Genomic DNA, 26,879 nt, shown 5'->3' with positions numbered 1-26,879 from the left:
CAATAATGGCATTGAAGAATGCTTCTAAAAAGGGGTGGAGATTATGTAAGGCAAAGATTAACAAGTGACGGACAAAATAAATAATAATACACTTGTTAAGGAGAAAAGATGTTAATAAGAAATTATCGGAAAAATATTGGCCTGATGGCCGGAGTTGAGTTTTTTGCATTTCTAGGGATTACCAGTTTTTGGATTCTCTTTCTCAGTCAAAACGGCATGTCTCTTTGGCAGATTGGACTTCTGGAAAGTATTTTTCATACGACCAGTCTTCTCTGTGAAATTCCATCTGGTATGTTAGCTGATCGCTATTCCTATAAGACCAACCTTTATTTAAGTCGAATAGCAGGGATTGTGTCTTCTATTCTCATGTTGGCTGGGCAGGGAAATTTTTGGATTTATGCACTAGCTATGGCGGTAAGTGCCTTGTCTTATAATTTTGATTCAGGCACAAGCGCAGCAATGGTCTATGACTCGGCTGTAGAGGCTGGACTAAAGGAGCGTTATCTATCTCTTTCAAGTTTTATGTCAGGAGTAGCAGAAGGAACTCGGTCTTTGGGGACAGTGTTAGCGGGATTTTTTGTCCATGGTCAATTGCACCTGACCTACTATATCATGATTGCCACTTCTATCATAGTTCTTTTCCTGATTTGGATGCTGAAAGAACCCAGTGTCAAGCTAGAAAAAGCTGATAGTGTGACCATGAAACAGATTATTTGGACTGTTAAGGATGAGTTGAAGCGAAATCCCATGCTGTTCAACTGGATGATTTTGTCTCAGATTGTCGGAACACTCATGTGCATGTTTTACTTTTACTATCAAAATCAGTTACCAGATTTAAGTGGTTGGCAAATTTCAGCAGTTATGCTACTTGGTAGTCTCTTGAATATCGTCGCAGTCTATCTAGCGAGTAAGATTGGAAAGAAATATGCAGCCTTGAAGCTTTTCCCTGTCCTCGTCCTGCTGACTGGAGCTACCTACCTGCTGTCCTACTTTGGAACACCTCTAATCTATATTTTGATTTATTTGATTAGTAATGCTCTATATGCTCTTTTTCAGCCGATTTTTGACAACGATTTGCAAGAGCGCCTTCCAAGTGAAGTAAGGGCAACCATGCTGAGTGTCTACTCTATGATGTTTAGCCTGAGTATGATTGTCTTCTTCCCACTGACAGGCTGGTTGATTGACAATTTAGGCTTTGTAGTAACATTTCTTTATCTAGGATTCTTTTTAGTCATGATTAGCCTTCTACTGCCTGTATTTTTAGGAAAAATGGCTAAAAGAATAGATGATAAAATAATTCCATAGATTAAAAGAACTTACGAAAACTTGAGTACTAAGCTCAGGTTTTTTAATAGGTTGATTTTGGAGCTGTCCTTACTTTTCTTACTCGGTTTTAAATAAGAAAAATCGGTTTGCTTTGAAGGAAGAAATAAAGTGCGATTGTTCTTGCATTCACTTGTAATAAAGCCCAATAGATGGTAAAATAGACGAGTGAAAAAAAGACAAAAAAAAGCAAAAAATAATCTACTGTGGCAGTATGGTCTAGGGATGACGATTTTGTTTGTGGTTATCAGTGCTTCCTTTCTGTATCTGGTTTCTCTCGGCATGAAACCCTATCAAGCAGCTAAAAGTGAAGGAGAAAAATTAGCTCAGCAGTATGCAGGATTAGAGCAGGCTGATCAGGTTGATTTATACAATGGCTTGGAATCTTACTACAGTGTTCTTGGTCATAATAAACAGCAAGAATCACTTGCTGTCCTGATTGGTAAAGATGACCATAAGATTTACGTTTATCAGCTAAATCAAGGTGTTTCACAAGAAAAAGCAGAAGCGGTTTCTAAGGAAAAAGGAGCAGGCGAGATTGACAAGATTACCTTTGGCCGTTATCAAGACAAGCCAATCTGGGAAGTCAAGTCAGGCTCTAATTTTTATCTAGTAGATTTTGAAACAGGAGCATTGGTCAATAAGGAGGGCCTATGAAACTATCCAACCGTGTTTTAGAAATGGAAGAAAGTGTCACTTTAGCTAGTGATGCGAGAGCAAAAAAATTAAAAGCTCAAGGTAAGGATGTCCTTTTCTTGACCTTGGGACAACCAGATTTTCACACTCCTGAAAATATTCAGGATGCAGCAGTTAAAGCTATTCGAGAAGGACAGGCTTCCTTCTATACAGTAGCTTCAGGTCTACCAGAATTAAAAGCTGCGGTGAATACCTACTTCGAGCGCTACTATGGCTATTCTGTCGCAAGTAACGAGGTTACCTTTGCTACAGGTGCCAAGTTCTCCCTCTATACTTTTTTTATGGCTGTAATCAATCCTTTAGATGAGGTTATTATTCCAACTCCATACTGGGTTAGTTATGGAGATCAGGTCAAGATGGCAGAAGGGATTCCAGTTTTTGTTCAAGCTAAAGAAGACAATGATTTTAAAGTCACAGTGGATCAACTAGAACTAGTTAGGACAGATAAAACAAAGGTTTTGGTTCTCAATTCACCATCTAATCCGACTGGTATGATTTATACTCGTGAAGAATTACTAGCTATCGGAAATTGGGCAGTTGAGCATGACATTCTGATTTTAGCTGATGATATATACGGTCGCCTTGTTTATAATGGAAATCAATTTGTTCCAATCTCAAGTCTATCAGAAGCAATTCGTAAGCAAACCATTGTCATTAACGGTGTATCAAAAGCTTATGCCATGACAGGTTGGCGGGTAGGTTATGCAGTGGGTGATCCAGAAATCATTGCTGCTATGAGCAAATTGACAGGTCAAACAACTTCTAACCTAACTGCTGTTTCACAATATGCAACCATCGAAGCCCTAACTGGACCGCAAGATTCTGTGGAAATTATGCGTCAAGCATTTGAAGAACGTCTCAATACCATCTATCCACTCTTGTGTGAGGTCCCTGGTTTTGAAGTCGTTAAGCCACAAGGAGCCTTCTACCTCTTCCCAAATGTTAAAAAAGCCATGGAGATGAAAGGTTATACGGATGTGACTGACTTTACAACAGCTATTCTTGAGGAAGTTGGTTTGGCACTCATAACAGGAGCAGGTTTTGGAGCGCCAGAAAATGTCCGCCTCAGCTATGCGACAGACCTAGACACGCTTAAAGAAGCAGTTAAACGCTTGAAAGCATTTATGGAAAAATAAAAGAAAAAGAAAAGGAAAAATAATGACAAAACGTGTAACGATTATCGATGTAAAAGACTATGTTGGTCAAGAAGTGACGATTGGAGCTTGGGTTGCCAACAAATCAGGAAAAGGGAAAATCGCCTTCTTGCAATTGCGCGATGGAACAGCCTTCTTCCAAGGTGTGGCTTTTAAACCAAACTTTGTCGAGAAATTTGGTGAAGAAGTGGGGCTTGAGAAGTTTGATGTCATCAAACGCTTGAGCCAAGAAACGTCTGTTTATGTGACAGGAATTGTCAAAGAAGACGAACGTTCTAAGTTTGGCTATGAGTTGGACATTACAGACATCGAAGTGATCGGTGAATCTCAAGACTACCCAATTACACCAAAAGAACACGGAACAGACTTCTTGATGGACAACCGTCACTTGTGGCTCCGTTCTCGTAAGCAAGTAGCGGTGATGCAAATTCGTAACGCTATCATCTACGCAACTTATGAGTTCTTCGACAAGAATGGCTTCATGAAATTTGATAGCCCAATCCTTTCAGGAAACGCGGCAGAAGATTCAACTGAACTTTTTGAAACTGACTACTTCGGAACTCCAGCCTACTTGAGCCAATCAGGTCAGCTTTACCTAGAAGCTGGTGCTATGGCCCTTGGTCGTGTCTTTGACTTTGGTCCAGTATTCCGTGCTGAAAAATCAAAAACACGTCGTCACTTGACTGAGTTCTGGATGATGGACGCAGAGTACTCCTACTTGACACATGATGAGTCACTTGACTTGCAAGAAGCTTATGTGAAAGCTCTTCTTCAAGGTGTTCTTGACCGTGCACCTCAAGCCTTGGAAACATTGGAACGTGATACAGAGCTCTTGAAACGCTACATTGCAGAGCCATTCAAACGCATCACTTACGATCAAGCTATTGACCTCTTGCAAGAGCATGAAAATGATGAAGACGCTGACTACGAACATCTTGAGCATGGTGATGATTTTGGTTCACCGCATGAAACTTGGATCTCAAACCACTTTGGTGTGCCAACATTTGTCATGAACTATCCAGCAGCTATCAAGGCCTTCTACATGAAACCAGTTCCTGGAAATCCAGAGCGTGTGCTTTGTGCAGACTTGCTTGCTCCAGAAGGCTATGGAGAAATCATCGGTGGATCTATGCGTGAGGAAGACTACGATGCCCTTGTGGTAAAAATGGATGAACTTGGTATGGATCGTACTGAGTATGAATTCTACCTTGACCTTCGTAAATACGGTACAGTTCCACACGGAGGATTTGGTATCGGTATCGAACGTATGGTAACCTTTGCAGCAGGAACAAAACACATCCGTGAAGCTATTCCATTCCCACGTATGTTGCACCGTATTAAACCGTAAATAAATATATAAAAGTAAAAGGTCAAATTGGCCTTTTATTTTTTATGATGAAATTACATAAAACATCGATTGATATATATATATATATAGAAAAACCCTCATATTTTGTACATAAACGTAGACAGTTTAGTTGAAATAATGTTATAATGTAAATTAGGGATTAAGTACCTAAGTGTAGCTGCTTAAATGTATAAATTGAGATGGAAATGGAGGCGTTTTTGAAATACTTGGGTGTAATTCCGCAATTAAAATTTATTTAAAAAGGAGATAATATGTATTCAAGAATGGACAAATACCACGGACAAAAGGTCCAACGCTTTTCAATCCGTAAGTATAGTTTTGGAGCAGCATCAGTAGCTGTAGCAGCTTACATGATGTTTGGTGGTGCAGCAACTGTTCACGCAGAAGCACCTTCAACAACTACAGTAACAAACGAACAAGTAAATCCTGATGCTGGAAATCAAGCAGATTCAAGCAAGCCTCAAGCTTCAACATACACTGCTACGCCAACTGTGGAAGCACAAACAGCTGAGCAACCAGCAGCCCCAGCTCCAGCAACACCAGCTCCTGATGTAGCACCAGCAGAAACACCAAAAGCTGCAGAAGCACCAACTGAAACACCAAAAGCTGACACAAGCAAGTTGGAAGCAGCTATTGCTCGTTTAGAAGCAGCTTTAGAAAAAGCAGCATCAACTGAAAAAACAGCTTCAGCAATTGAGTCTGCAAAAGCAGAATTAGCAAGTGCAAAAGCTGTAGTTGCAAATGAAGCTGCAACAAAAGAAGAAGTAGCAAAAGCTACATCAGCAGTAAACGGTAAAGCTTTCGTTATTGAAAGTATGCCAAAAGCAACTGCAGAAAAGAAAGAAGAAAAAGAAAACAAAAACCAAGATCCACGTAATGGGCAAGCCATTCCTGGACAAGGTGAAAGTGGATTTAGAGCAGTAGATACAACTGCAGCTAACTCAGCAGAAGAAGCAACTAAATACAAAGGTGTAAGAGATGCTGCTTTAACTGAATTACAAGCAAATATTGCTAAAGTTCAAGCTAAACTTGATGCAGAAAAAGCAAAAGATGCGAATAAAAAAGACCAAGCAATAATTGATACTTACACAAAAATTATTGAAAAAGCTAACGGCGTAGTAACTAAAGCAAACGCAGCAGATGTAACATCAGCTCAAGCAATGAGCCAACAAGCAGAAGCAGTTAAATCTGAACGTGATCTTTTAGCATTCTACTTAGCCGGAAAAACTGAATTAGGCGCACCAGTAAGTGAAAACCACGTTGCTTATGGTAACAACCCTGCTAACGGTGTCTTTGAAAGCTTAAGAAAAGGTTTCGGAGACAAAGTAACATTCACTGATGCTGATAAAAAATCAGAAACAATTGCTACTCAATATGAAAGTGGACGTGACATTACTAATAAAGTAAACAATGTTCCAAATGCAAAAGATCCAATCGGTAGTGCAACCTATAACTGGCAAGAAAAAACTATTACGAAATCCGACGCTGAAGCAGGCGTTTTAAACGGTTGGAAAATTGAAGTTGGTGAAAAAGTAAATGCTGTTAAACCTCTTGATGTAACAAATGTTACAGATAAAGATGGAAACCCAAGTACTCGTGAAGTTCCAAAATCAAAAATCTATTCAAACGATGGCGAATTGAAAAAATATCAAACATCAGGTGAAAATAGTTATGTTAATGGTAGTGGTGCTGTTCCTTCAGTAACTCCAACAATTGATGTAATGAGAAAAAATGCCTTTGGTGAAGTGAAGGACCGTGATTACTACCTAGAATTAGGAAGTAAAGGGACAACACTTTCAAAAGAATTCGATGTTAATGGAAATTCACGACTAAATGTTAACTTAATTCACAGTGCTGCGTATGGTGGTACTACAGCTACTTCTGCAGGTGAAAGAGTTAAATTAACAATCGTAGATGCATTTACTGGTAAAGAAATTAAACCAGTTGAAGGCAAAAATGGTCCATTAACAACAGAACAAGCTGCTTTGGCTGCTAATGGATGGAACCACTTAGACCGTATTTATGATATTCCAGCAGAAACTACAAAAATTAAAGTGTTAATTGAAGCAGGAAGTCAAGGAACCAATACTTTAATTAATGATAACAACATCAATATTAAAGATGGTTACTTAATCGGTGGTATTGGTATTGCAACTGCACCAGCTGCTGAAGTAGTAACAAATGTTCGTTCAGAAGGTAAAACTGGTGAATTTGGTTATACAAAAGATACAATCTATGAAAAAGGCCAAAAAGGTAACTTTGACATTACAATTAAAAACACTGGTGGAATGAATATTGACTACTATGCTGCATCAAATGTTGAAGTAACAGTAGAAGTTCCTAAAGGTGTAGTATTAGAAGATAAAATCTACAATGCCAATGGTGGATCAAACTGGTTAGGAAATGTTTGGGCAAATACTATCAAATGGGTTCCAAATGATCCAAGTGATAACTCAAAAGGTGGAAAATTAACTTATAACGTACCAGCAGGAAACCGTATGGCTGCTGCAGAGACAAACTCACGTACAACAAGCATTCCATTTACAGCTGCAGATAACTTCGTAGGACCAGCTGACTTTAAAGTTACAGTTAAGAGTGGTTTCGGAGACACAGATGCTGAAGGTAACAGACTTTACTCTTATACTGCAAATGGATTAAAACCACCTTATGAAAATGAATTTAACCGTAATGGTTTAGCAGATTCAGATAATCCTGATCACAAATATGGTAAAGTAATCTTTATCAATAGTTTACAAACTAATTCAGTAATTACTGTACCAATTAACACGAACGATGATCAATTAAAAGCAATTGCTTATGCGAAAGCTCAAGAAGCGATTAAATCTCCAGAGTTCACAAAATTATTAACAGACGTTACTGGTACAGCTGCATTAGGTGATTCTAATGGTTCAACTTTTGTTAATAAAGATGATATCGCAATTACGAAAGTTGCTGAAGATGGACGTGGTGTTGTTAAAGTACCTGTAACTTATACAGTAGATGGTAAAACTTATGAAACAACAGTTGATATCGAAGTAAACGTTGTAGAATCTAAGACAAAACCTATTGTAGTATTTGAAGGTGATAAAATTACACCTGCTAGCGTTAAAGAAAAAGTTGAGCCAAGTGAAATTGATGGTAAAAAAGGTACAGCTAATGAACCAAAAGCAACTGATATCTTTAAAACGGATGGAAAAGCTGGAGAGTCAGGATTAAAAATTCCAACAACAGTTACTCACAATGTAGATGGAACAGAAGTTACAGAAAATGTAACAGTACCAGTTACTGTTCTTCCTAGAACAGAAGGTGAAGTTGACGTACCTAAAGGAGCTACTCCAGATAAAGTTAAGGATACTTTAAAAGCTAAAGCAGAAGAGTTAATTAAAACTCCTGACTTCCCTGAAAAAGTGCCAGAAGGATATACAGTTACTGTAGGAGAAGTTCCTGAAATTCCTGCTGATATTGCTAATAAAAAAGGTGAACCAGTAGTTGTAAAAGTTCCAGTAACATTTACATCACCAGACGGAACAACGTATACTTCAGAAATTCCAGTAACAGTAAATGTTAAAGGTTCAGAAGTGAAACCTGTATATGTTGTAGAAGGAAATCAACCAAAACCAGCTGATGTTAATGAAGCAGTTACACCTGATAAAGGTGGAGATTTAACTCCTGTAACTGAAGCTGACATCAATAAAGACGTTCCTACGGATAAAGTTAAAGTAGGAGCAACTGATTTGTCAGTTAAAGCAACTGTTAAATACCCAACTGGTGATGAAAATGTAGACGTTCCAGTTAAAGTATTACCAAAAGCAACACCAACAGGTGTGACAGTACTTAAAGATACTGATGACACAGCTCTAACTAATGCTGTAAAAGAAAAAGCGAATGAAGCAGTAAGTAAATTAACAAACTTACCAGCTGGAATTACTGCATCACTAGATGAAAGAGAAACTTCTTACACATTACCAAAAACAGATTCAAATGGGGACAAAGATACAGTTCCTGTAAAAGTATTATACAAAGATGATAAAGGTAATGTAGTTGGTGAAGATACAATTAACGTACCAGTTAAAGTAGTAAGCTCAACACCAAAACCAGTAGTCGTATTCGAAGGTGAAACACCAAAATTAGATAAAGATTCAGTAACACCAGGTGAAGGGGGAACAGTTGGAGAACCAACAACAGTTCCATCTACAAAAGATAAAGCTGGAGCTACAGATGTAACAGTTGATGTACCAGTAACTTACGACAATGGAAAAGTAACTGAAACAGTTAAAGTTCCAGTAACAGTATTACCAAAAGCAACAACTGATGTAACAGTAGTTAAAGGAACAACTCCAAAAGATCTTAAAGACTTAGCAAAAGATAAAGCTAAAGAAGCAGTTGAAGCAACAGACTTCAAATCTAAATTACCAAACGGTGCAACAGTAACTGTTGGTGATGTAACTGAAGATGTATTAGCTAAAATAACAGCTGAAAAAGGTACAAACACAGGAACTGTTAATGTGCCAGTAACATACACAGTTGATGGAAAAGATTACACAACTACAATCCCAGTAACAGTAAATGTTAAAGGTTCAGATGTAAAACCTGTATACGTTGTAGAAGGTGATAAACCAAAAGCTGAAGATGTAAACAAAGCAATCACTCCTGATACAGATGGAACTAAAACACCTGTAACTGATGAAGAAATCAACAAAGCTGTCCCAACAACAGAAGGCAAAGTAGGTTCACCAGATGTTAAAGTTACTACAAAAGTAACATATCCTAACAATGTTGAGGAACCAGTAACAGTACCAGTAACAGTATTACCAAAAGTTAAACCAGAAGGTGTAACAGTACCAAAAGATGCTGATAAGACTGAATTAGCAAAAGTTGTTAAAGAAAAAGCTGAAGAAGCAGCTAAAAAACTTGAAGGACTTCCAGACGGTGTAACAGTTACAGTAACAAATGTTGAAACAACTCCTGGAACAGATAAAACAGGTGAACAAACACCAGCAACTGTAACAGTTGAATACAAAGATAAAGATGGAAATAAAATCACTAAAGTGATTGAAGTACCAGTAAATGTTGTATCTTCAACTCCACCAGCAGTAGTAGTATTTGAAGGTGACACACCAAGTACTGATGATGTTAAGAAAGGTATTAAACCAGGTGAAGGTGGAAAAGTAGGAGACCCTACAAAAGTTCCATCTACAGTAGGTAAAGCAGGGGATAAAGACGTTGAAGTAGAAGTACCTGTAACTTACGAAAATGGTAAATTCAAAGAAAACGTTAAAGTTCCAGTAACAGTATTACCAAAACCAAAAGCTGGAGAAGTTGTTGTACCAAAAGATCTTTCAGAGAAAGAATTAAAAGATAAAGTTGGTAAAGATGCAGAAAATGCAATCAACAACGAAGAATTCAAGAAAAAACTTCCTGAAGGAGCAACTGTTAAAGTTGATTTAACAAATATTACAGTACCAAAAACTTCAGAACCAGGAAAAGCTGGAGAAGTAGAAGTACCAGTGATTTACACTGTAAATGGTAAAGACTACGAAACAAAAGTTAAAGTACCAGTAACTGTAGTAGAAGGTAAAGAACAACTTGTACCAAAAGGTGATACTCCAGATCCAAAAGATAACATTACACCAGGAAATTACCCAGAAGGAGCTACATTCGAATACGATACACCAGTAGATACTTCTAAACCAGGTAAAAAAGAAGCTGTTGTCATCGTTAAGGATAAAGATGGTAAAGAAATTGTACGAGTTCCTGTAGTAGTGAATGTGGTAGAACCAAAAGTTACTCCAATTATCGTTCCAGAGAGAACTAAATTAACTAAAGAAGATGTAGAAAAACACATCGAAATCCCAGGAGTAACTGGATGGGAAATCGTAGGGGAACCAGAACTTCCTGAGACATTCCCTGCAGGTGTAAGACCATCAGCAACCGTTACAGTTAAATTACCAAATGGTAAAACAATGAAAGTACAAGTACCAGTAATTGCAACTCCAACTACAACTCCAATTGAAGTACCTCAAGGAACAACAATTACACCAGATGATGTGAAGAAACACGTCAACATTCCTAAAGAATCAGGATGGGAAATTATTGAAGTTGGAGAAATCCCAACAACTGAAACACCTGGAGAAAAAACAGCTGTTAAAGTTAAGGTGAAATTACCAACTGGAGAAGTAATTGAATTAGAAGTACCAGTAAAAGTTACACCTAAAGAGTCTACAGATCTTATTCCGGCACCAGTTCAGCCTGATCAAGTTGTGACTTACTATGTAGATGAAAATGGTAAAACTATCTCTCCAAGCGAAAACGGCGCACAATCTCCTAAGGCTGTTTCTGGATATGAATACCAAACAACTACAAAAGATCCAAATGGAAATCTTGTACACCACTACAAGAAAGTGGCAACGCCACAACCTGCTGGACCAACTGCTCCTGAACAACCTGCAGCTCCAGCAGAACCAGGACAACCAGCAACACCAAATCAAACTCAACCAGCGGCACCAGCTCAAGCAGATGCAACAGTAGCAACTGATACAACTGCTAAACCAGCAACACCTAAATATGTTGAAGGTCAAAAAGAGTTGCCTAACACAGGTACAGAAGCCCATGCAGGCCTAGCAGCACTTGGACTTCTTGGAGCCCTTAGTGGATTTGGACTTCTTTCTCGCAAGAAAAAAGAAGACTAAAAACTCATAGTTTTTAAGAAGATGATTCGTCATCTTCTTTTTTTGATGTTAAAATCGAAGAAATAGTATAGATTCATTTTTGAGATGATGCTTAATCGTCTTCAGTTATGTATTTTTATGCAATATATATATATATATATATTCAAGTATATGTGGAAAGAGTCTGATGATATTAATTTTTTGTACCTAGGACACAGAAATAATATAAATAAATCGAATATAAACGAGACATATTTATTGACGAGTTAATTTTATTTATGATAGAATAATATAGTTGTTTTTATAAAACAAACATATAGATTTATATGTAATTTTAGACTTTTAGATTGAGATAAAAAGGAGAAACCATGTATTCAAGAATGGAAAAATACCATGGTAGAAGAGCCCAGCGCTTTTCTATTCGTAAGTATAGCTTTGGTGCCGCAAGTGTTCTATTGGGAACAGCACTTGTTTTAGGTGCTAATGGAGTACAAGCTGAGGAGTCAAGCGCTGTTTCTACAAAAACTCCAGAAGTTACAAAATCTGAAAAAAAGAAACCTGATGCAGCTTTAACAACACCTGTTGTTGAAGAACTTCCAGAACTAAAGATTGATGCTGTAAAAGCAGATGAAAAAGCTGAAGCTAACGAAGACGTTAAAACTGAAGCAACACCTGTAGCAGAAAAAGAAGTCTCTGATAAATCTGATAAAGAAGCAAGTAAAGAAAAATCGGATAAAGAGCAAGCTGACAAAAAAGAAGCAACTAAAGAAAAAACTGACAAAGAGACATCTGAAAAAGTTGAAACAGAAAAAGCACAAGATGATGTTAAGACAGTTCTTACCCAATTGACTTCAGAAGCTGATGTTATGGCAACAGTAGCCTCAAACTTCTCAGATAAAGAAGTGAAGGATGTTGAAGCTAAACAAAAATTGTCAGCTGCAGTTGCTGCAGTCAAGCTTGAAGCAGTAGCATCTAAAGGTTTACTTTCATCTGATGCTTCTAAAGACCAGATGGTAGCCCAAGTGAATCGTCTTTCTGCCGCAATCGAAGCAGTTTATGCTGAAATGAAGCGTGCTGGCCATGTAGGTAAAGTAGAAGCAGTATTGGCTGATACTGCGTCAAAAATTACAGGTAAAGATGTTCTTAAAGACGGAGAAACAGTTAATGCTGTAACAAACGCTTATGTTGAGATGAATGCTGATAACACTAGACCTACAGGATGGGGGATTGATACTACTATTAGTACATCTACACTTAAAGCGGGTTCTATTACAAAAATTGAACTTACTAACTTAGCTGAGCTAGGTGCTGGTTTGGCAGTAAATACGGAAATCAGAGCGACAGATGGAACAGTAGTTGGTAAAGTTAAATCTATCGACTTTAAAACAACTACAGGAAACAACAATAACAAATCTGTACCATATTGGGCGCAACGTACACAACGTGGTATGACTTATGATCAGCGTGTTGCTGAGCAACCAGCGGTAGCTAACGAAACTGGTACATATACTTACAACATCGAGTGGAACGATAAAGTAAAAGACTATCCGAATGTGTCGTTTGGAGCGAGTAATTTATCGGGTAATGGATATTTAGCACCAGAGATTTCTAAAGATACTCCTTATACAGCTACTATTAAGATAGATGGACGTACAGTTCTTGAACATACTTATACAAGAAAAGGTCAACAGGCTAACTATCAAAAACAAGGTACTAGTGTATCACTAAGTGAAAACAATGGATTGACATACCTTAACAATGAGCAAATAGGTAGAAGTGATTCAATCGTATTAAAAACTGATTCAGATGTTCGTTATGGAGTAGGATCTAAATTCACTATTAAACTTCCAAATGCAGATTTTACTGAATTTAAAGAACTTGAAGGAAGTTCTAACTTTGTAAATGGATTAAATACAGCTTCTACTATTAACCCTAATAAAGGAGATAGTATTACATATCGTCCTGCCAGTCGTTGGGCTAATGTTAAAGCTAACGAAAACAACGTTTGGATTCTGAACGATGGTCGTGACACTGGATTCACATTAACACCTAGATTAATTTCGCCAACAGAATTAGAACTTACGGTTACAGAAGGAACTATTCAAGAAGGTTCTACAGTATCTATGCCTTTACAATCTTTAGGTATTGAAAAAGTAATAAAAGACAAAACTTTAACAAGTGAATATTCTAATATTACTTATGAAAATGGATTAATTAAAGAAGGTTATGTAGGAAACGATAAAACTGCAGCAACTCTTACTGTATCAGGTGGAGAATCTGTTAACGGTGAAAAAGAAGATGTTACAACTACAGTGCCAAACGGTTGGAGTGTTGTAGGTGATGGTAAAGTTCAAGGTGAGCCGCCAACAGGAGCTGTTGTTAGAACATTCAAAGATTTAGTGACAGGTGAAGTTATAGGTTTTGAACCAACAAGATATACGGGGAATATTCCTTTAAGTGAAGATGGTTCAAAAGATTATACTAATGTACTTGGAAACAAATATGATGTAAGTAATGATCCCGTAGACTTAGTTAAAGAAGTTAATGGAGAAGAATACATTCTTGCAGACCTTCCTCCTGAAAACGCAAAAGGAACACTAAGTGTTACGAAGACAAGAGCAAGAGATTTATATTCTGAAGAAGAATTAAAAGCTAAAGGTATAAATGGATCTGCATTTGTTACCCCAGCAGAATATGATTATGTTAAGAAAACAAAAGTAGAAGAAGTAAACCGTACAATTAAATTTGTGTATGCGGATAATGTTGAAGGTCTTGCAGGTACAGAAGTATTCCCATCAGAAAAACAAACTGTAAGCTACACAGGTTCAATCAAGTTAACTGCAGAAGGTAAAGCGGTAATTAACTCTAATGACAGACCAGTTTATATTAACTGGAAAGGAACTGATGGACAAAGCACTGATCTTCCAGAACTTGCAGTACCTCAAAAAGAAGGTTACATCGCAAGTGTTGAAAAAGTCCCAGTACAAGCAACAACAGCTACAGATGAAGATTACGAATATGTTGTTAAATACACAGCTATCCAAAAAGCGAAAACAACATTTGTAGACGAAAAAGGAAATGCAATTCCAGGAGTAGCTGAAATTACTGAACAAGGTGGTTCAGAAACTCCATTAACAAAAGAAGCTGATGTTAAAGCTAAAATCAAAGAACTTGAAAACAAAGGATATGAATTAGTATCTAATACATACCCAGAAGGTGGTAAGTTCGATACGGATAAAGATACAGATCAAGAGTTCAAAGTAACGCTTAAAGCTAAAGAAGTTACAGTAACACCAGATCAACCGAAAACACCAGGAACTCCAGTAGATCCAAACAACCCAGACGGACCTAAATACCCAGCTGGACTTGAAGAAAAAGATCTAAACAAAACAGTAACACGTACCATCACATACGTATACGCAGATGGAACTCCAGTGTTAAATGAAGACGGAACTCCAAAAACAGTAACACAAGAAGCTAAATTCACACGTGAAGCAAAAGTTAACTTAGTTACAGGGGAGGTTACATACGGCGATTGGTCAGAAGCTAAAGATTTAGCTGAAGTTAAATCACCAGTAGTTAAAGGATACTTAGCTGATAAAGCAACAGTACCAGCTACAAAAGTAACTGCAGATTCAGAAAATACTAAAGAAGTAGTAACCTACAAACCAATCGGTTCATGGATTCCAAACATCCCAGGACAACCAACAAACCCAATCAAATATCCAAATAATCCAGATGATCCAACACAACCAGGTAAACCAACAGAAGTGTTACCATATGTACCAGGATTCACACCGAAGGATAAAGATGGAAATCCACTTAAACCAGTAGATCCAACAGATCCAACAAAAGGATACGAAGTACCAAATCTTCCAACAGATCCAAGTCAAGACACACCAATCAACTACGTAAAAGATACGCAAAAAGCGAAAACAACATTCGTAGATGAAAAAGGAAATCCAATTCCAGGTGTTGACGCTATTACTGAACAAGGTGATTCAGATACACCATTAACAAAAGAAGCTGAAGTAAAAGCTAAGATCAAAGAACTTGAAAACAAAGGATATGAATTAGTATCTAATACATACCCAGAAGGTGGTAAGTTCGATAAAGATAAAGATACAGATCAAGAGTTCAAAGTAACACTTAAAGCTAAAGAAGTTACAGTAACACCAGATCAACCGAAAACACCAGGAACTCCAGTAGATCCAAACAATCCAGATGGACCTAAATATCCAGCTGGATTAGAAGAAAAAGATCTAAACAAAACAGTAACACGTACAATCACATACGTATACGCAGATGGAACTCCAGTGTTAAATGAAGATGGAACACCAAAAACAGTAACACAAGAAGCTAAATTCACACGTGAAGCTAAAGTCAACTTGGTTACAGGTGAGGTTACATACGGAGACTGGTCAGAAGCTAAAGACTTACCTGAAGTGAAATCACCAGTAGTTAAAGGATACTTAGCTGATAAAGCAACAGTACCAGCTACAAAAGTAACTGCAGATTCAGAAAATACTAAAGAAGTAGTAACCTACAAACCAATCGGTTCATGGATTCCAAACATCCCAGGTCAACCAACAAACCCAATCAAGTATCCAAATGATCCAACAGATCCAACAAAACCGGGTCAACCAACAGAAACATTACCATACGTTCCAGGATTCACACCAGAAGATAAAGATGGTAATCCGTTGAAACCAGTAGATCCAAACGATCCAACTAAAGGATATGAAGTTCCAAGTATCCCAACAAATCCAGGTGAGGATACACCAATTAACTATGTAGCTAACAAAGCTAACTTGGTAGTTAAATATGTAGATGAAAATGGGAAAGAACTTCTACCAACAGAAACTAAAGAAGGTAAAGTTGGTGATGACTACTCTACAAGTGGAAAAGTTATTACTGGCTATGTATTGGACCGTGTAGAAGGTGAAGCTAAAGGTAAGATTGGAACAGATGGAACAACAGTAACATATGTTTACAAACCACTTGGTTCTTGGATTCCAAACATTCCAGGTCAACCAACAAACCCAATCAAGTATCCAAATGATCCAACAGATCCAACAAAACCAGGACAACCAACAGAAACATTACCATACGTACCAGGATATACTCCAAAAGATGGAAATGAACAACCACTTAAACCAGTAGATCCACAAGATCCAACTAAAGGATATGTAGTACCAAACATCCCAACAGATCCAAGTCAAGATACAGTAATTAAATATGAAGCTAACAAAGCTAAACTAGTAGTGAAGTATGTAGATGAAAATGGCAAAGATCTAATCCCTTCAGAAACAACAGAAGGAAAAGTGGGAGATGAGTACACAACAACTGGAAAAGTGATTCCAGGACACCTACTTGTTCGTGTAGATGGAGATGCTAAAGGTAAGATTGGAACAGAAGGTTCGACAGTAACATACGTGTACAAACCAATCGGATCATGGATTCCAAACATCCCAGGTCAACCAACAAATCCAATCAAGTATCCAAATGATCCACAAGATCCAACAAAACCAGGACAACCAACAGAAGTGTTACCATACGTACCAGGATATACTCCAAAAGATGGAAATGAACAACCACTTAAACCAGTAGATCCAACAGATCCATCAAAAGGATATGTAGTACCAAACATCCCAACAGATCCAAGTCAAGATACAGTAATTAACTACGTAGCCAACAAAGCAAAATTAGTAGTTAAATACGTAGATGAAAATGGAAAAGACTTAATCCCTGCAGAAACAACAGAAGGAAAAGTGGGAGATGAGTACACAACAACTGGAAAAGTGATTCCAGGATACCTACTTGTTCGTGTAGATGGAGATGCTAAAGGTAAGATTGGAACAGAAGGTTCGACAGTAACATACGTGTACAAACCAATCGGATCATGGATTCCAAATATCCCAGGTCAACCAACAAATCCAATCAAGTATCCAAATGATCCACAAGATCCAACAAAACCAGGAAGTGATAAACCAGTTCTTCCATACGTACCAGGTCATACACCTGTAGATGGAAATGGTCAACCACTTAAACCAGTAGATCCAAACGATCCAACAAAAGGATACATCACTCCAGATGTCCCAACAAATCCAGGTGAGGATACACCAATTAATTACATTCCAAATGTAACTCCAAATGGGGATCGGAACGGTTATACTCCACAACCAAAACCGCAACCTGAACAAGTTGTGACTTACTATGTAGACGAAAATGGTAAAGATATCGCACCAAGTGAAAAAGGAGCACAAGCTCCAAAAGGAATTTCAGGTTACGAATACGTAACAACTACGAAAGACCCTAATGGAAATCTTGTACATCATTACAAGAAAGTGGCAACACCACAACCTGTTCCATCAACACCAGAGACTCCTGAACAACCAGTAGCTCCAGTGCAACCGGAACAACCAACAAATCCAAACCAACCTGCAGTTCCAGCACCAGCTGAAACATCAGTAGCAACTGATTCAGCTACTCAACCAGCAACACCTAAATATGTTGATGGTCAAAAAGAATTACCTAACACAGGTACAGAAGCTAACGCTAGTCTTGCAGCGCTTGGACTTCTTGGAGCCCTAGGTGGATTTGGACTTCTTGCTCGCAAGAAAAAAGAAGACTAAAAACTCATAGTTTTTGAGAAGATGATTCGTCATCTTCTTTTTTTATTTCGGTGTTTTTACTTGCGTAAAAAAATATTTTCTAGTATAATAGTTTATTGTGAGCGAACCTCACTTACCCCTTGCAAAGTCTTGGGGTCATTAGACCAAAAGGAGGAACATATCAATGGCTAAATACGAAATTCTTTATATCATTCGTCCAAACATTGAAGAAGAAGCTAAAAACGCTTTGGTAGCACGTTTTGACTCTATTTTGACTGACAACGGTGCAACTGTTGTTGAATCAAAATCTTGGGAAAAACGTCGTCTTGCATACGAAATCAAAGATTTCCGTGAAGGACTTTACCACATCGTTAACGTTGAAGCAAATGATGACGCAGCTCTTAAAGAGTTTGACCGTCTTTCAAAAATCAACGCTGACATTCTTCGTCACATGATCGTCAAAACTGACGCTTAAGAAGGTAAACTATGATTAACAATGTTGTACTTGTAGGGCGTATGACACGTGACGCTGAGTTGCGTTATACCCCATCAAATGTAGCAGTTGCGACTTTTACTCTTGCAGTAAACCGTACATTTAAGAGTCAAAATGGCGAACGTGAGGCTGATTTTATCAATGTCGTTATGTGGCGCCAACAGGCTGAAAACCTTGCTAACTGGGCTAAAAAAGGCTCACTTATCGGGGTGACAGGTCGTATCCAGACTCGTAGTTACGATAACCAGCAAGGACAACGTGTCTACGTGACAGAGGTCGTGGCTGAGAATTTCCAAATGTTGGAAAGCCGTAGTGTGCGTGAGGGTCATACAGGTGGAGCTTACTCTGCACCAACTGCAAACTATTCAGCGCCTACAAATTCAGTACCAGACTTTTCACGTGATGAAAATCCATTTGGAGCAACAAATCCATTGGATATTTCAGATGATGATTTACCATTCTAATGGACAACTAAAATTATAAAGGAGAAAAAACATGGCTCAACAACGTCGTGGCGGATTCAAACGCCGTAAAAAAGTTGATTACATCGCAGCAAACAAAATTGAATATGTTGATTACAAAGATACTGAGCTTCTTAGCCGTTTCGTTTCAGAACGTGGGAAAATCCTTCCTCGTCGTGTAACAGGAACTTCAGCTAAAAACCAACGTAAAGTAACAACAGCTATCAAACGCGCTCGCGTAATGGCTTTGATGCCTTTCGTAAACGAAGATTAAAAAAGAGGTCCGGGTGGACCTCTTTTTCAGACCCGGTTGGGTCTTTTTTTCACGAGCCTTGAAATGAGAGAGCGAGTTTGGGTCCAGTGGACCTCTTTTTCACGAGCCTTGAAATGAGAGAGCGAGTTTGGGTCCAGTGAACCTCTTTTTTAGACCCGGTTGGGTCTTTTTTCACGAGATAGTTTTTTTCTGACTTTGGCGTGCTATAATGGTAATAGAAAGAGTAAAGGTGGGTAAGTCAAAGATGAATTGTACGATTAGAAATATGATTAAGTCTGATATTGAATCCTTATCTCATGGATTTATGAATCAAGGTTGGCCTGGTAGAGAGGAAATTTTGGCTAGATATTTTCTGGAACAGGAAAGTGGGGAGAGAGAAGTTTTAGTTGCAGAGATTGATGGTGCTGTAGCGGGCTACATTACCATTTTGCCCTCTGCTAAACATGCTCCTTTTGCAGAAGTCTATCCAGAATTATCAGATTTTAATGTGTTTGAGCATTTTCGAAATCAAGGGATTGGGAATCAACTGCTAGAAGAAGCAGAAAAACGAGTCAAGTTTGTTTCGAGTAAGGTCACTCTTGGTGTAGGTTTGCACTTAGGCTATGGCCCTGCCCAGAGATTGTATATCAGACGGAGCTACATTCCAGATGGTACAGGTGTCTGGTATAGAAATAAACCGCTAGAAATGGGTGCAAGTTGTCAAAACGATGATGATTTAGTTTTATACTTATCCAAGGATTTACAATAAAACTGGAAATTTTTTGAAAATAGGGGATTTAGCTACTTTATGGTATAATGGAAAGAGTTAGATTGAAAGAGGTAGTGAGATGGATGCCAAATTAAGATACAAGGCAAAGAAGATCAAGATTGTCTTTTTTGATATTGATGATACATTGCGGAATTCAAAGACAGGTTTTATTCCAGCTTCAATCCCAACTGTTTTTAAGCAATTACGTGAGAAAGGAATTTTGACAGGTATTGCTTCTGGACGAGGGATTTTTGGTGTCGTTCCGGAGATTCGTGAGCTCAAACCTGACTTTTTTGTAACTTTGAATGGGGCTTATATTGAAGATAAAAAAGGTCAGGTTATTTATCAACATCAGATTGAGAAGTCAGATGTTGAGGAGTATATCTCTTGGGCCAAGCAAGAGGGAATTGAGTATGGTTTGGTTGGGAGTCATGATGCCAAGTTGTCGACTCGCACCGATATGATGAGTGAAGCGATCAATCCAATTTACCCCGATTTGGATGTAGATCCTGATTTCCATGAAAAAGAAGATATCTATCAAATGTGGACTTTTGAAGATAAAGGAGATGACTTGCACTTGCCTGACAGTCTCTCTGACAAACTTCGCATGGTTCGTTGGCATCAACATTCGTCTGATATTGTGCCGATTTCAGGCTCCAAAGCGACGGGTGTGGAAAAGGTTGTGGAACACCTTGGCTTGAAACCAGAGAACGTCATGGTTTTTGGAGATGGCCTCAACGACTTGGAACTCTTTGATTATGCTGGAATCAGCGTTGCAATGGGAATTTCTCATGATAACATCAAAGAAAAAGCAGATTATATTACAAAAACATTAGAAGAAGATGGCATTTTTGATGCCTTAGAAGGATTTGGTATGGTAGAAAAAGAATTGCATTTTCCACAAGTAGACATTGAAACAGTAGAAGGTCCTATCGCGACTATTAAGACCAATCACGGAGACTTGCGTATTAAGCTCTTCCCTGAACATGCTCCTAAAACAGTGGCTAACTTTATAGCTCTTTCAAAAGATGGCTACTATGATGGTGTCATTTTCCATCGTATTATCAAGGACTTTATGATTCAAGGTGGAGACCCAACTGGAACTGGTATGGGTGGCGAGTCAATCTACGGCGAATCATTTGAGGATGAATTCTCAGAAGAACTTTACAATATTCGTGGTGCCCTTTCTATGGCCAATGCTGGTCCAAATACCAACGGCAGCCAGTTCTTTATCGTGCAAAATCAACACCTGCCTTATTCTAAAAAAGAAATTGCTCGTGGTGGTTGGCCAGAATCGATTGCAGAAATCTATGCTAACCAAGGTGGGACACCTCACCTAGACCGTCGACACACTGTTTTTGGTCAGTTAGCTGATGAAGCGTCTTACGCTGTTTTGGATACCATTGCTGCTGTTGAGACAGGAGCTATGGACAAGCCAGTTGAAGATGTCGTGATTGAAACAATTGAAATCGAGGACTAAGATGAAAATCGGTGATAAGCTAAAGGGCCGTATTACAGGGATTCAGCCCTACGGAGCCTTTGTTGAGCTAGAGACGGGTGATACGGGGCTGATTCACATTTCAGAGATTCGGACAGGCTTTATTGAAAATATCCAAGAAGCCTTGAAAGTCGATGAAGAGGTTCAAGTTCAAGTAGTGGATTTAGATGAATTTACAGGGAAAGCTAGTCTTTCTATCCGCACTTTGGAGGAAGAAAAGCACCAGTTTCCGAGACGGCGACGCTTTTCAAGCGACCGTTTTAACTACGGCTTTGCGCCTCTCAAACGAATGATGCCAATTTGGACCAAGGAAGCCCTTCAACATTTGAAGAATCAGAAGCACTAGTTAGAAATCTATATTCTTTGTAATGTTAATATAAATTTGCTATAATAGGACCATGGAAGAAGAACAATTATTAAAATCAGGAGAGCGCATTAACCAGCTCTTTTCGACAGATATTAAAATCATTCAAAATAGAGAGGTTTTTAGCTATTCGGTGGATAGTGTTCTCTTGTCACGTTTTCCACGTTTTCCTAAAAAGGGCTTGATAGTGGATTTCTGTGCTGGGAATGGAGCAGTGGGGCTTTTTGCTAGCACTCGGACTCAGGCACAGATTTTGGCTGTTGAGATTCAGGAGCGTTTGGCGGATATGGCTGAACGCTCTGTCCGTTTGAATGGTTTGGAAGAGCAGATGGAGGTCATCTGTGATGATTTGAAAAATATGCCTGCTTACATCCAGGGAAGTAAGGTGGATATGATTTTGTGTAATCCGCCCTATTTCAAGGTGGATCCTCATTCTAATCTGAACGAGAGTGAACATTATCTCTTGGCGCGCCATGAAATTACGACTAATTTGCAGGAAATCTGTCGTAGTGCCCAGAGTATTCTCAAGTCTAATGGGCGTTTGGCCATGGTTCATCGTCCTGATCGACTTTTAGATATCTTGGACAGCTTACAACGGCATAATCTAGCTCCTAAGCGCCTGCAGTTTGTTTATCCAAAAAGAGAAAAGGAAGCCAATATGCTTTTGATTGAGGCAATCAAGGATGGTTCAACAAGCGGCTTTAAGGTCTTACCACCTCTCATTGTTCACAATGATGATGGCTCTTATACGCCTGAACTTGAAGAGATTTATTATGGATCATAAGGCTTATATGTACGTGCTGGAGTGCCGTGATGGATCTTACTATACAGGCTATACGACTGATGTGAGAAGACGCCTCGCTGTCCACAATAGTGGGAAGGGAGCCAAATATACACGAGCACGCTTACCAGTCAAACTTATCTATGCTCAAGGTTTTGCCAGTAAGGAAGAAGCCATGTCGGCTGAAGCCCTTCTCAAGCGTAAGAAGAGGCCACAGAAGGAAAGATTTTTATCTGAAAATCAAGATAGAAATTTACTCATACTCAATGAAAATCAAAGATCAAACTAGGAAGCTAGCCGTAGTCAGTACTTGAGTACGGCAAGGCGAAGCTGACGTGGTTTGAAGAGATTTTCGAAGAGTATCAGTTATTTTGAAGAATTGTGAGGAGCCCTTTGACTCCTCTTACTTTTGTCAAAAAGCGAAAAAAATGCTACAATAAAGAGAATAAACAAAATGAGGTATTATCATGTCTAAGATTCTAGTATTTGGTCACCAAAATCCAGACTCAGATGCCATTGGGTCATCTGTAGCCTTTGCCTACCTTGCAAAAGAAGCTTACGGTTTGGATACGGAAGCTGTTGCCCTTGGAACTCCAAATGAAGAAACAGCCTTTGTCTTGAACTATTTTGGTGTGGAAGCACCGCGTGTCATCACTTCTGCCAAAGCAGAAGGTGCAGAGCAAGTTATCTTGACTGACCACAATGAATTCCAACAATCTGTATCAGATATCGCTGAAGTAGAAGTTTATGGTGTTGTGGATCACCACCGTGTGGCTAACTTTGAAACTGCAAGCCCACTTTACATGCGTTTGGAGCCAGTTGGATCTGCGTCTTCAATCGTTTACCGTATGTTCAAAGAACATGGTGTAGCTGTACCTAAAGAGATTGCTGGTTTGATGCTTTCAGGTTTGATTTCAGATACTCTTCTTTTGAAATCACCAACAACACACCCAACAGATAAGGTTATTGCTCCTGAATTGGCTGAATTAGCTGGTGTAAACTTGGAAGAGTATGGATTGGCTATGTTGAAAGCTGGTACAAACTTGGCTAGCAAATCTGCTGAAGAATTGATTGACATCGATGCTAAAACTTTTGAATTGAACGGAAATAATGTCCGTGTTGCTCAAGTAAACACAGTTGACATCGCTGAAGTTTTAGAACGTCAAGCAGAAATTGAAGCTGCAATGCAAGCCGCTAACGCAGCAAATGGTTATTCTGACTTTGTCTTGATGATTACAGATATCGTCAACTCAAACTCAGAAATCCTAGCACTTGGTGCTAACATGGACAAGGTTGAAGCAGCCTTCAACTTCAAACTTGAAAACAATCATGCCTTCCTTGCTGGTGCTGTTTCACGTAAGAAACAAGTGGTACCTCAATTGACTGAAAGCTTTAATGCTTAAGATTTTGAGTGTTAATTCAAATTAGGAAAGGCTAGTTTGACTTATATCGAAAGGAGTTTCGGCTCCTTTTTTTCTAGGAGTGAAGCATGTTAGAAAATGGCGATTTGATTTTTGTGAGAGATGAGTCAGATATGGGACAGGCCATCCAGACTTCCACAGGCAACTATAACCATGTTGCGATTTGTTTGGATGGGATGATTTACCACGCTAGTGGACAGGATGGTGTTGTCTGTCAGGAACCAGTAGACTTCTTTGAGTCCAATCACTTGTACGATCTCTATTTCTACTCAGAAATGGATATCCAGTCTGTGAAGGAAAGAGCTTGCAAACATCTTGGAGCTCCCTATAATGCTTCTTTCTATCCAGATGGACATGGTTTTTACTGTTCCCAGTACATGGCAGAAATTCTCCCCATTTTTGAAACTATTCCCATGAAATTTGGAGATGGGGAGCAGGAGATTAGTGATTTTTGGAGGGAGTATTACAGAGAACTAGGTCTGCCTGTTCCTTTGAACCAGCCGGGGACCAATCCTAGTCAGTTGGCAGCATCGCCTCTGTTAGAATGTAAAGAAAGGAATCTTCATGATTCAGATTTTTAATCCATCTCGTTTGACGAGACAGCCATTTTTTGGAGAATTGATCCGCTATCTAGACCAGCATGAGGATGTTATTTTGCGAGAAATTAAGGCTCAATTTCCAGATGTTGCAGTTGACAAACTCATGGAAGAGTATATAAAGGCAGGTTTGATTCTACGAGAAAATAAGCGTTATTACCTTAATCTTCCTATGCTTGAATCACTCGATAGTCTCGAACTGGATCAAGAGATTTTTGTCAGCGAAGATAGTCCGGTCTATCAAGCCTTGTTAGAGCAGCGTTTTGAGACAGAATTACGAAATCAAACCAATGCAGCTATTTTAGTTGAAAAGACGGACTTTGCGAGAACAGAAATGACCTTGTCCAATTATTTCTACAAGGTCAAACATCAGTATCCTTTGACAGAAAAACAGCAGGAGCTTTACGACATTTTGGGAGATGTTAATCCTGAGTATGCTCTCAAATATATGACGACTTTTTTGTTGAAATTTCTCAAAAAAGACCAGCTTATACAGAAACGCCGTGATATCTTTGTGGATAGTTTGGTCGTCCTAGACTATATTGTCCAAAATGAAGAGGGGAAGTATGAGTTGACCGTCGATTTTGACAAGGAGAGATTAACTTTCTACTTAGCGTGAAATTTTGTTTCTGAGCACATTGTTTGACTTTCCTTAGGATTAAGTATAAACTATATGTAACCGGTAACACATATCGGAATAAACTAAAGGAGACAATCATATGTCACTTGAAAACAAATTGGAACAAGCAACAGGCGCTATCAAAGAAGGATTTGGTAAAGTTACTGGAGATGGCAAGACTGAAGCAGAAGGCGCTGTAGAAAAGACAGTTGCTAAGGCAAAAGAAGTAGTTGAAGATGCTAAAGGTGCTGTAGAAGGTGCCGTTGAAGGTTTGAAAAACGCTTTTAAATAAAAATAGAAAAAATCAAGGGTTTCATTTCCCTTGATTTTTTACTATCTTATAAATAATTTTCTGCAATGGCTGCATCTCCAGGATAGGCTTCTTTCTTGCCTTGGACGATTTGGTAGCAATCGGCTCCCTTACCGGCGATAATAACTGCATCTAATTCGTGATTTGTGATAGCCATCGCTGCCTTGATGGCTTCTTGGCGATCCGCAATCTTTTCAACGGGATGATTGATGTAGCTACTAATTTCATCTGCAATGGTCATTGGATCTTCATAGTTGGGGTCATCAGCAGTCAAAAAGACTTGAATCTCAGGGTGTTTATTGAGAAGGAGGCCAAAGTCCTTACGACGACTTTCTCCCTTATTTCCTGTCGAACCTAACACCAGAGCAATCTTTCCTGTTTGATGAGTCTCAACCACATTGATGAGTTTTTTGAGACTGTCACCATTGTGGGCGTAGTCGATGAAAACCTTGGCTCCGTTTTTCTGAGTGAGGACTTCCATACGACCAGGAACACGGGTTGCAGCGATTCCTTTTTTGATGTCCTCAAGACTAGCTCCGAGACGGAGGCAAGCAAGTCCAGCAGCAACGGCATTTTCTTGGTTGAAGTGGCCGATGAGTTGGATATCATAATTACCAGCGAGTTTACCTGTAGCTGAAAAGCTAAAGGCTTTGGAATTCTCGATTTGGTTGCTCGACTGACTACCGTAGAAATCATGGTCTTGATCTTCTACCTGTTCTTTTAGTACAGAGAAGTGATCCATGTCACTGTTAATGATGACTGCTCGGCTATTTTCCATTAAGAGACGCTTGTGGTAGAAGTAGTCTTCAAAGCTAGGGTGTTCAATCGGGCCGATATGGTCGGGGCTGATATTGAGGAAAACTCCCACATCAAAGGTTAGACCATAGACACGTTTGACCAGATAGGCCTGACTGGATACCTCCATGATGAGGTGAGTACGGTCATTTTGCACAGCCTGATTCATCATATCAAAGAGGTCAATACTCTCAGGGGTTGTTAATGCAGACTTAAAGAAAGTCTTGCCATCTAGAGTTGTATTCATGGTCGAGAGCATAGCAGGTCGATGCCCTTGAGATAAAATGTTATAGGCGAAGTAGGCTGCTGTTGTTTTACCCTTAGTACCAGTAAAGGCAAGGAGTTTGAGTTTTTTCTGTGGATTGTCATAAAACTCCATAGCCACTAAACTCATGGCTTTCTTGATATCACTGACGATGATAGCAGGAATACCAACCTCATAGTCTTTTTCAGCCACATACCAACCGAGGCCTTGTGAGATGGCTGAAAGCAGAAATTCCTGCTTAAAGGCAGCACCCTTGACGAAAAAGAGGCTCTTTTCTTTAGCCTTGCGGCTGTCATAGCAGATAGTGTCAAATACGACATGGCTGTAGTTGTAGTGATAATGTCCTTGGTCGATAATCTCACGGAAGAGACCATCTTTCTTTAAAATATCTAATACGGTTTCAATCTTAATCATACTTTCTATTGTAAAC

19 protein-coding genes are annotated in these 26,879 nt (G+C 38.9%); 18 read left to right on the top strand and 1 reads right to left on the bottom strand.

All coding sequences use genetic code 11. The features are described 5' to 3' along the window. Nucleotides 1–108: 108 nt before the first annotated feature. From TZ91_RS05875 to TZ91_RS05790, 18 genes are all read left to right on the top strand, one after another. Nucleotides 109–1,305, top strand: a complete 1,197-nt coding sequence (locus TZ91_RS05875) for an MFS transporter (protein WP_033686559.1) — start codon at nt 109–111, stop codon at nt 1,303–1,305. 186 nt (nt 1,306–1,491) lie between these two features. Beyond that, a complete protein-coding gene (locus tag TZ91_RS05870; protein ID WP_033686560.1) occupies nt 1,492–1,980 on the top strand; it encodes a cell wall elongation regulator TseB-like domain-containing protein in 489 nt (162 codons plus the stop codon). After that, nucleotides 1,977–3,155, top strand: coding sequence for a pyridoxal phosphate-dependent aminotransferase (locus TZ91_RS05865; RefSeq protein ID WP_033686561.1), 1,179 nt, complete (start codon nt 1,977–1,979; stop codon nt 3,153–3,155). Before TZ91_RS05870 ends, TZ91_RS05865 begins: the two co-directional genes overlap by 4 nt. Before the next feature lie 22 nt (nt 3,156–3,177). Then, nucleotides 3,178–4,521 (top strand): asparagine--tRNA ligase, encoded by a 1,344-nt coding sequence (gene asnS / locus TZ91_RS05860; RefSeq protein ID WP_033686562.1) that lies wholly within the window; start codon nt 3,178–3,180, stop codon nt 4,519–4,521. 272 nt (nt 4,522–4,793) lie between these two features. Next, nucleotides 4,794–11,231: a YSIRK-type signal peptide-containing protein gene (locus TZ91_RS05855; protein WP_235287369.1), complete on the top strand. Its 6,438-nt coding sequence runs from the start codon at nt 4,794–4,796 to the stop codon at nt 11,229–11,231. Nucleotides 11,232–11,578: 347 nt separating this feature from the next. Further along, nucleotides 11,579–17,845, top strand: coding sequence for a mucin-binding protein (locus TZ91_RS05850; RefSeq protein WP_045597405.1), 6,267 nt, complete (start codon nt 11,579–11,581; stop codon nt 17,843–17,845). A gap of 163 nt (nt 17,846–18,008) precedes the next feature. Then, nucleotides 18,009–18,299, top strand: coding sequence for a 30S ribosomal protein S6 (gene rpsF, locus TZ91_RS05845; RefSeq protein ID WP_001151778.1), 291 nt, complete (start codon nt 18,009–18,011; stop codon nt 18,297–18,299). A gap of 11 nt (nt 18,300–18,310) precedes the next feature. Next, entirely contained in the window at nt 18,311–18,781 is a 471-nt protein-coding gene (gene ssbA, locus TZ91_RS05840) for a single-stranded DNA-binding protein SsbA (protein WP_000609606.1), read from the top strand. Between the two features lie 31 nt (nt 18,782–18,812). Then, nucleotides 18,813–19,052 carry a 30S ribosomal protein S18 gene (rpsR, locus tag TZ91_RS05835; protein ID WP_000068664.1) on the top strand — a complete coding sequence of 80 codons (240 nt, stop codon included), beginning with the start codon at nt 18,813–18,815 and terminating at the stop codon, nt 19,050–19,052. 244 nt (nt 19,053–19,296) lie between these two features. Further along, complete coding sequence (locus tag TZ91_RS05830) at nt 19,297–19,800, top strand: GNAT family N-acetyltransferase (RefSeq protein ID WP_033686592.1); 504 nt, start codon at nt 19,297–19,299, stop codon at nt 19,798–19,800. 79 nt (nt 19,801–19,879) lie between these two features. After that, nucleotides 19,880–21,280 carry a bifunctional Cof-type HAD-IIB family hydrolase/peptidylprolyl isomerase gene (locus TZ91_RS05825; protein WP_033686564.1) on the top strand — a complete coding sequence of 467 codons (1,401 nt, stop codon included), beginning with the start codon at nt 19,880–19,882 and terminating at the stop codon, nt 21,278–21,280. A 1-nt stretch (nt 21,281) separates the two neighbouring features. After that, nucleotides 21,282–21,644 (top strand): S1 RNA-binding domain-containing protein, encoded by a 363-nt coding sequence (locus tag TZ91_RS05820; protein ID WP_000689605.1) that lies wholly within the window; start codon nt 21,282–21,284, stop codon nt 21,642–21,644. 52 nt (nt 21,645–21,696) lie between these two features. Further along, nucleotides 21,697–22,446, top strand: a complete 750-nt coding sequence (locus tag TZ91_RS05815; RefSeq protein ID WP_000390769.1) for a tRNA1(Val) (adenine(37)-N6)-methyltransferase — start codon at nt 21,697–21,699, stop codon at nt 22,444–22,446. Then, complete coding sequence (locus tag TZ91_RS05810) at nt 22,436–22,732, top strand: GIY-YIG nuclease family protein (RefSeq protein WP_000349613.1); 297 nt, start codon at nt 22,436–22,438, stop codon at nt 22,730–22,732. The genes TZ91_RS05815 and TZ91_RS05810 overlap by 11 nt, the downstream gene beginning before the upstream one ends. A 178-nt stretch (nt 22,733–22,910) precedes the next feature. Beyond that, the gene (locus tag TZ91_RS05805) at nt 22,911–23,846 is read left to right on the top strand and encodes a manganese-dependent inorganic pyrophosphatase (protein WP_000036049.1); all 936 of its coding nucleotides are present in this window, start codon (nt 22,911–22,913) and stop codon (nt 23,844–23,846) included. 86 nt (nt 23,847–23,932) lie between these two features. Next, nucleotides 23,933–24,445, top strand: a complete 513-nt coding sequence (locus TZ91_RS05800; protein WP_033686565.1) for a YiiX/YebB-like N1pC/P60 family cysteine hydrolase — start codon at nt 23,933–23,935, stop codon at nt 24,443–24,445. After that, nucleotides 24,429–25,079 (top strand): DUF1803 domain-containing protein, encoded by a 651-nt coding sequence (locus TZ91_RS05795; RefSeq protein ID WP_045597399.1) that lies wholly within the window; start codon nt 24,429–24,431, stop codon nt 25,077–25,079. The genes TZ91_RS05800 and TZ91_RS05795 overlap by 17 nt, the downstream gene beginning before the upstream one ends. 100 nt (nt 25,080–25,179) lie before the next feature. Then, nucleotides 25,180–25,371 carry a CsbD family protein gene (locus TZ91_RS05790; RefSeq protein WP_000051182.1) on the top strand — a complete coding sequence of 64 codons (192 nt, stop codon included), beginning with the start codon at nt 25,180–25,182 and terminating at the stop codon, nt 25,369–25,371. A 46-nt stretch (nt 25,372–25,417) separates the two neighbouring features. Here TZ91_RS05790 and TZ91_RS05785 read toward each other — a convergent pair whose 3' ends face one another. Next, a complete protein-coding gene (locus tag TZ91_RS05785; protein ID WP_033686566.1) occupies nt 25,418–26,863 on the bottom strand; it encodes a UDP-N-acetylmuramoyl-L-alanyl-D-glutamate--L-lysine ligase in 1,446 nt (481 codons plus the stop codon). Nucleotides 26,864–26,879: the final 16 nt, after the last annotated feature.

Source organism: Streptococcus mitis, from assembly GCF_000960025.1.
GTDB lineage: Bacteria > Bacillota > Bacilli > Lactobacillales > Streptococcaceae > Streptococcus > Streptococcus mitis_DH.
The sequence above is the reverse complement of the archived record's forward strand: the minus strand, read 5'-3'. Positions and strand labels throughout refer to the sequence as shown.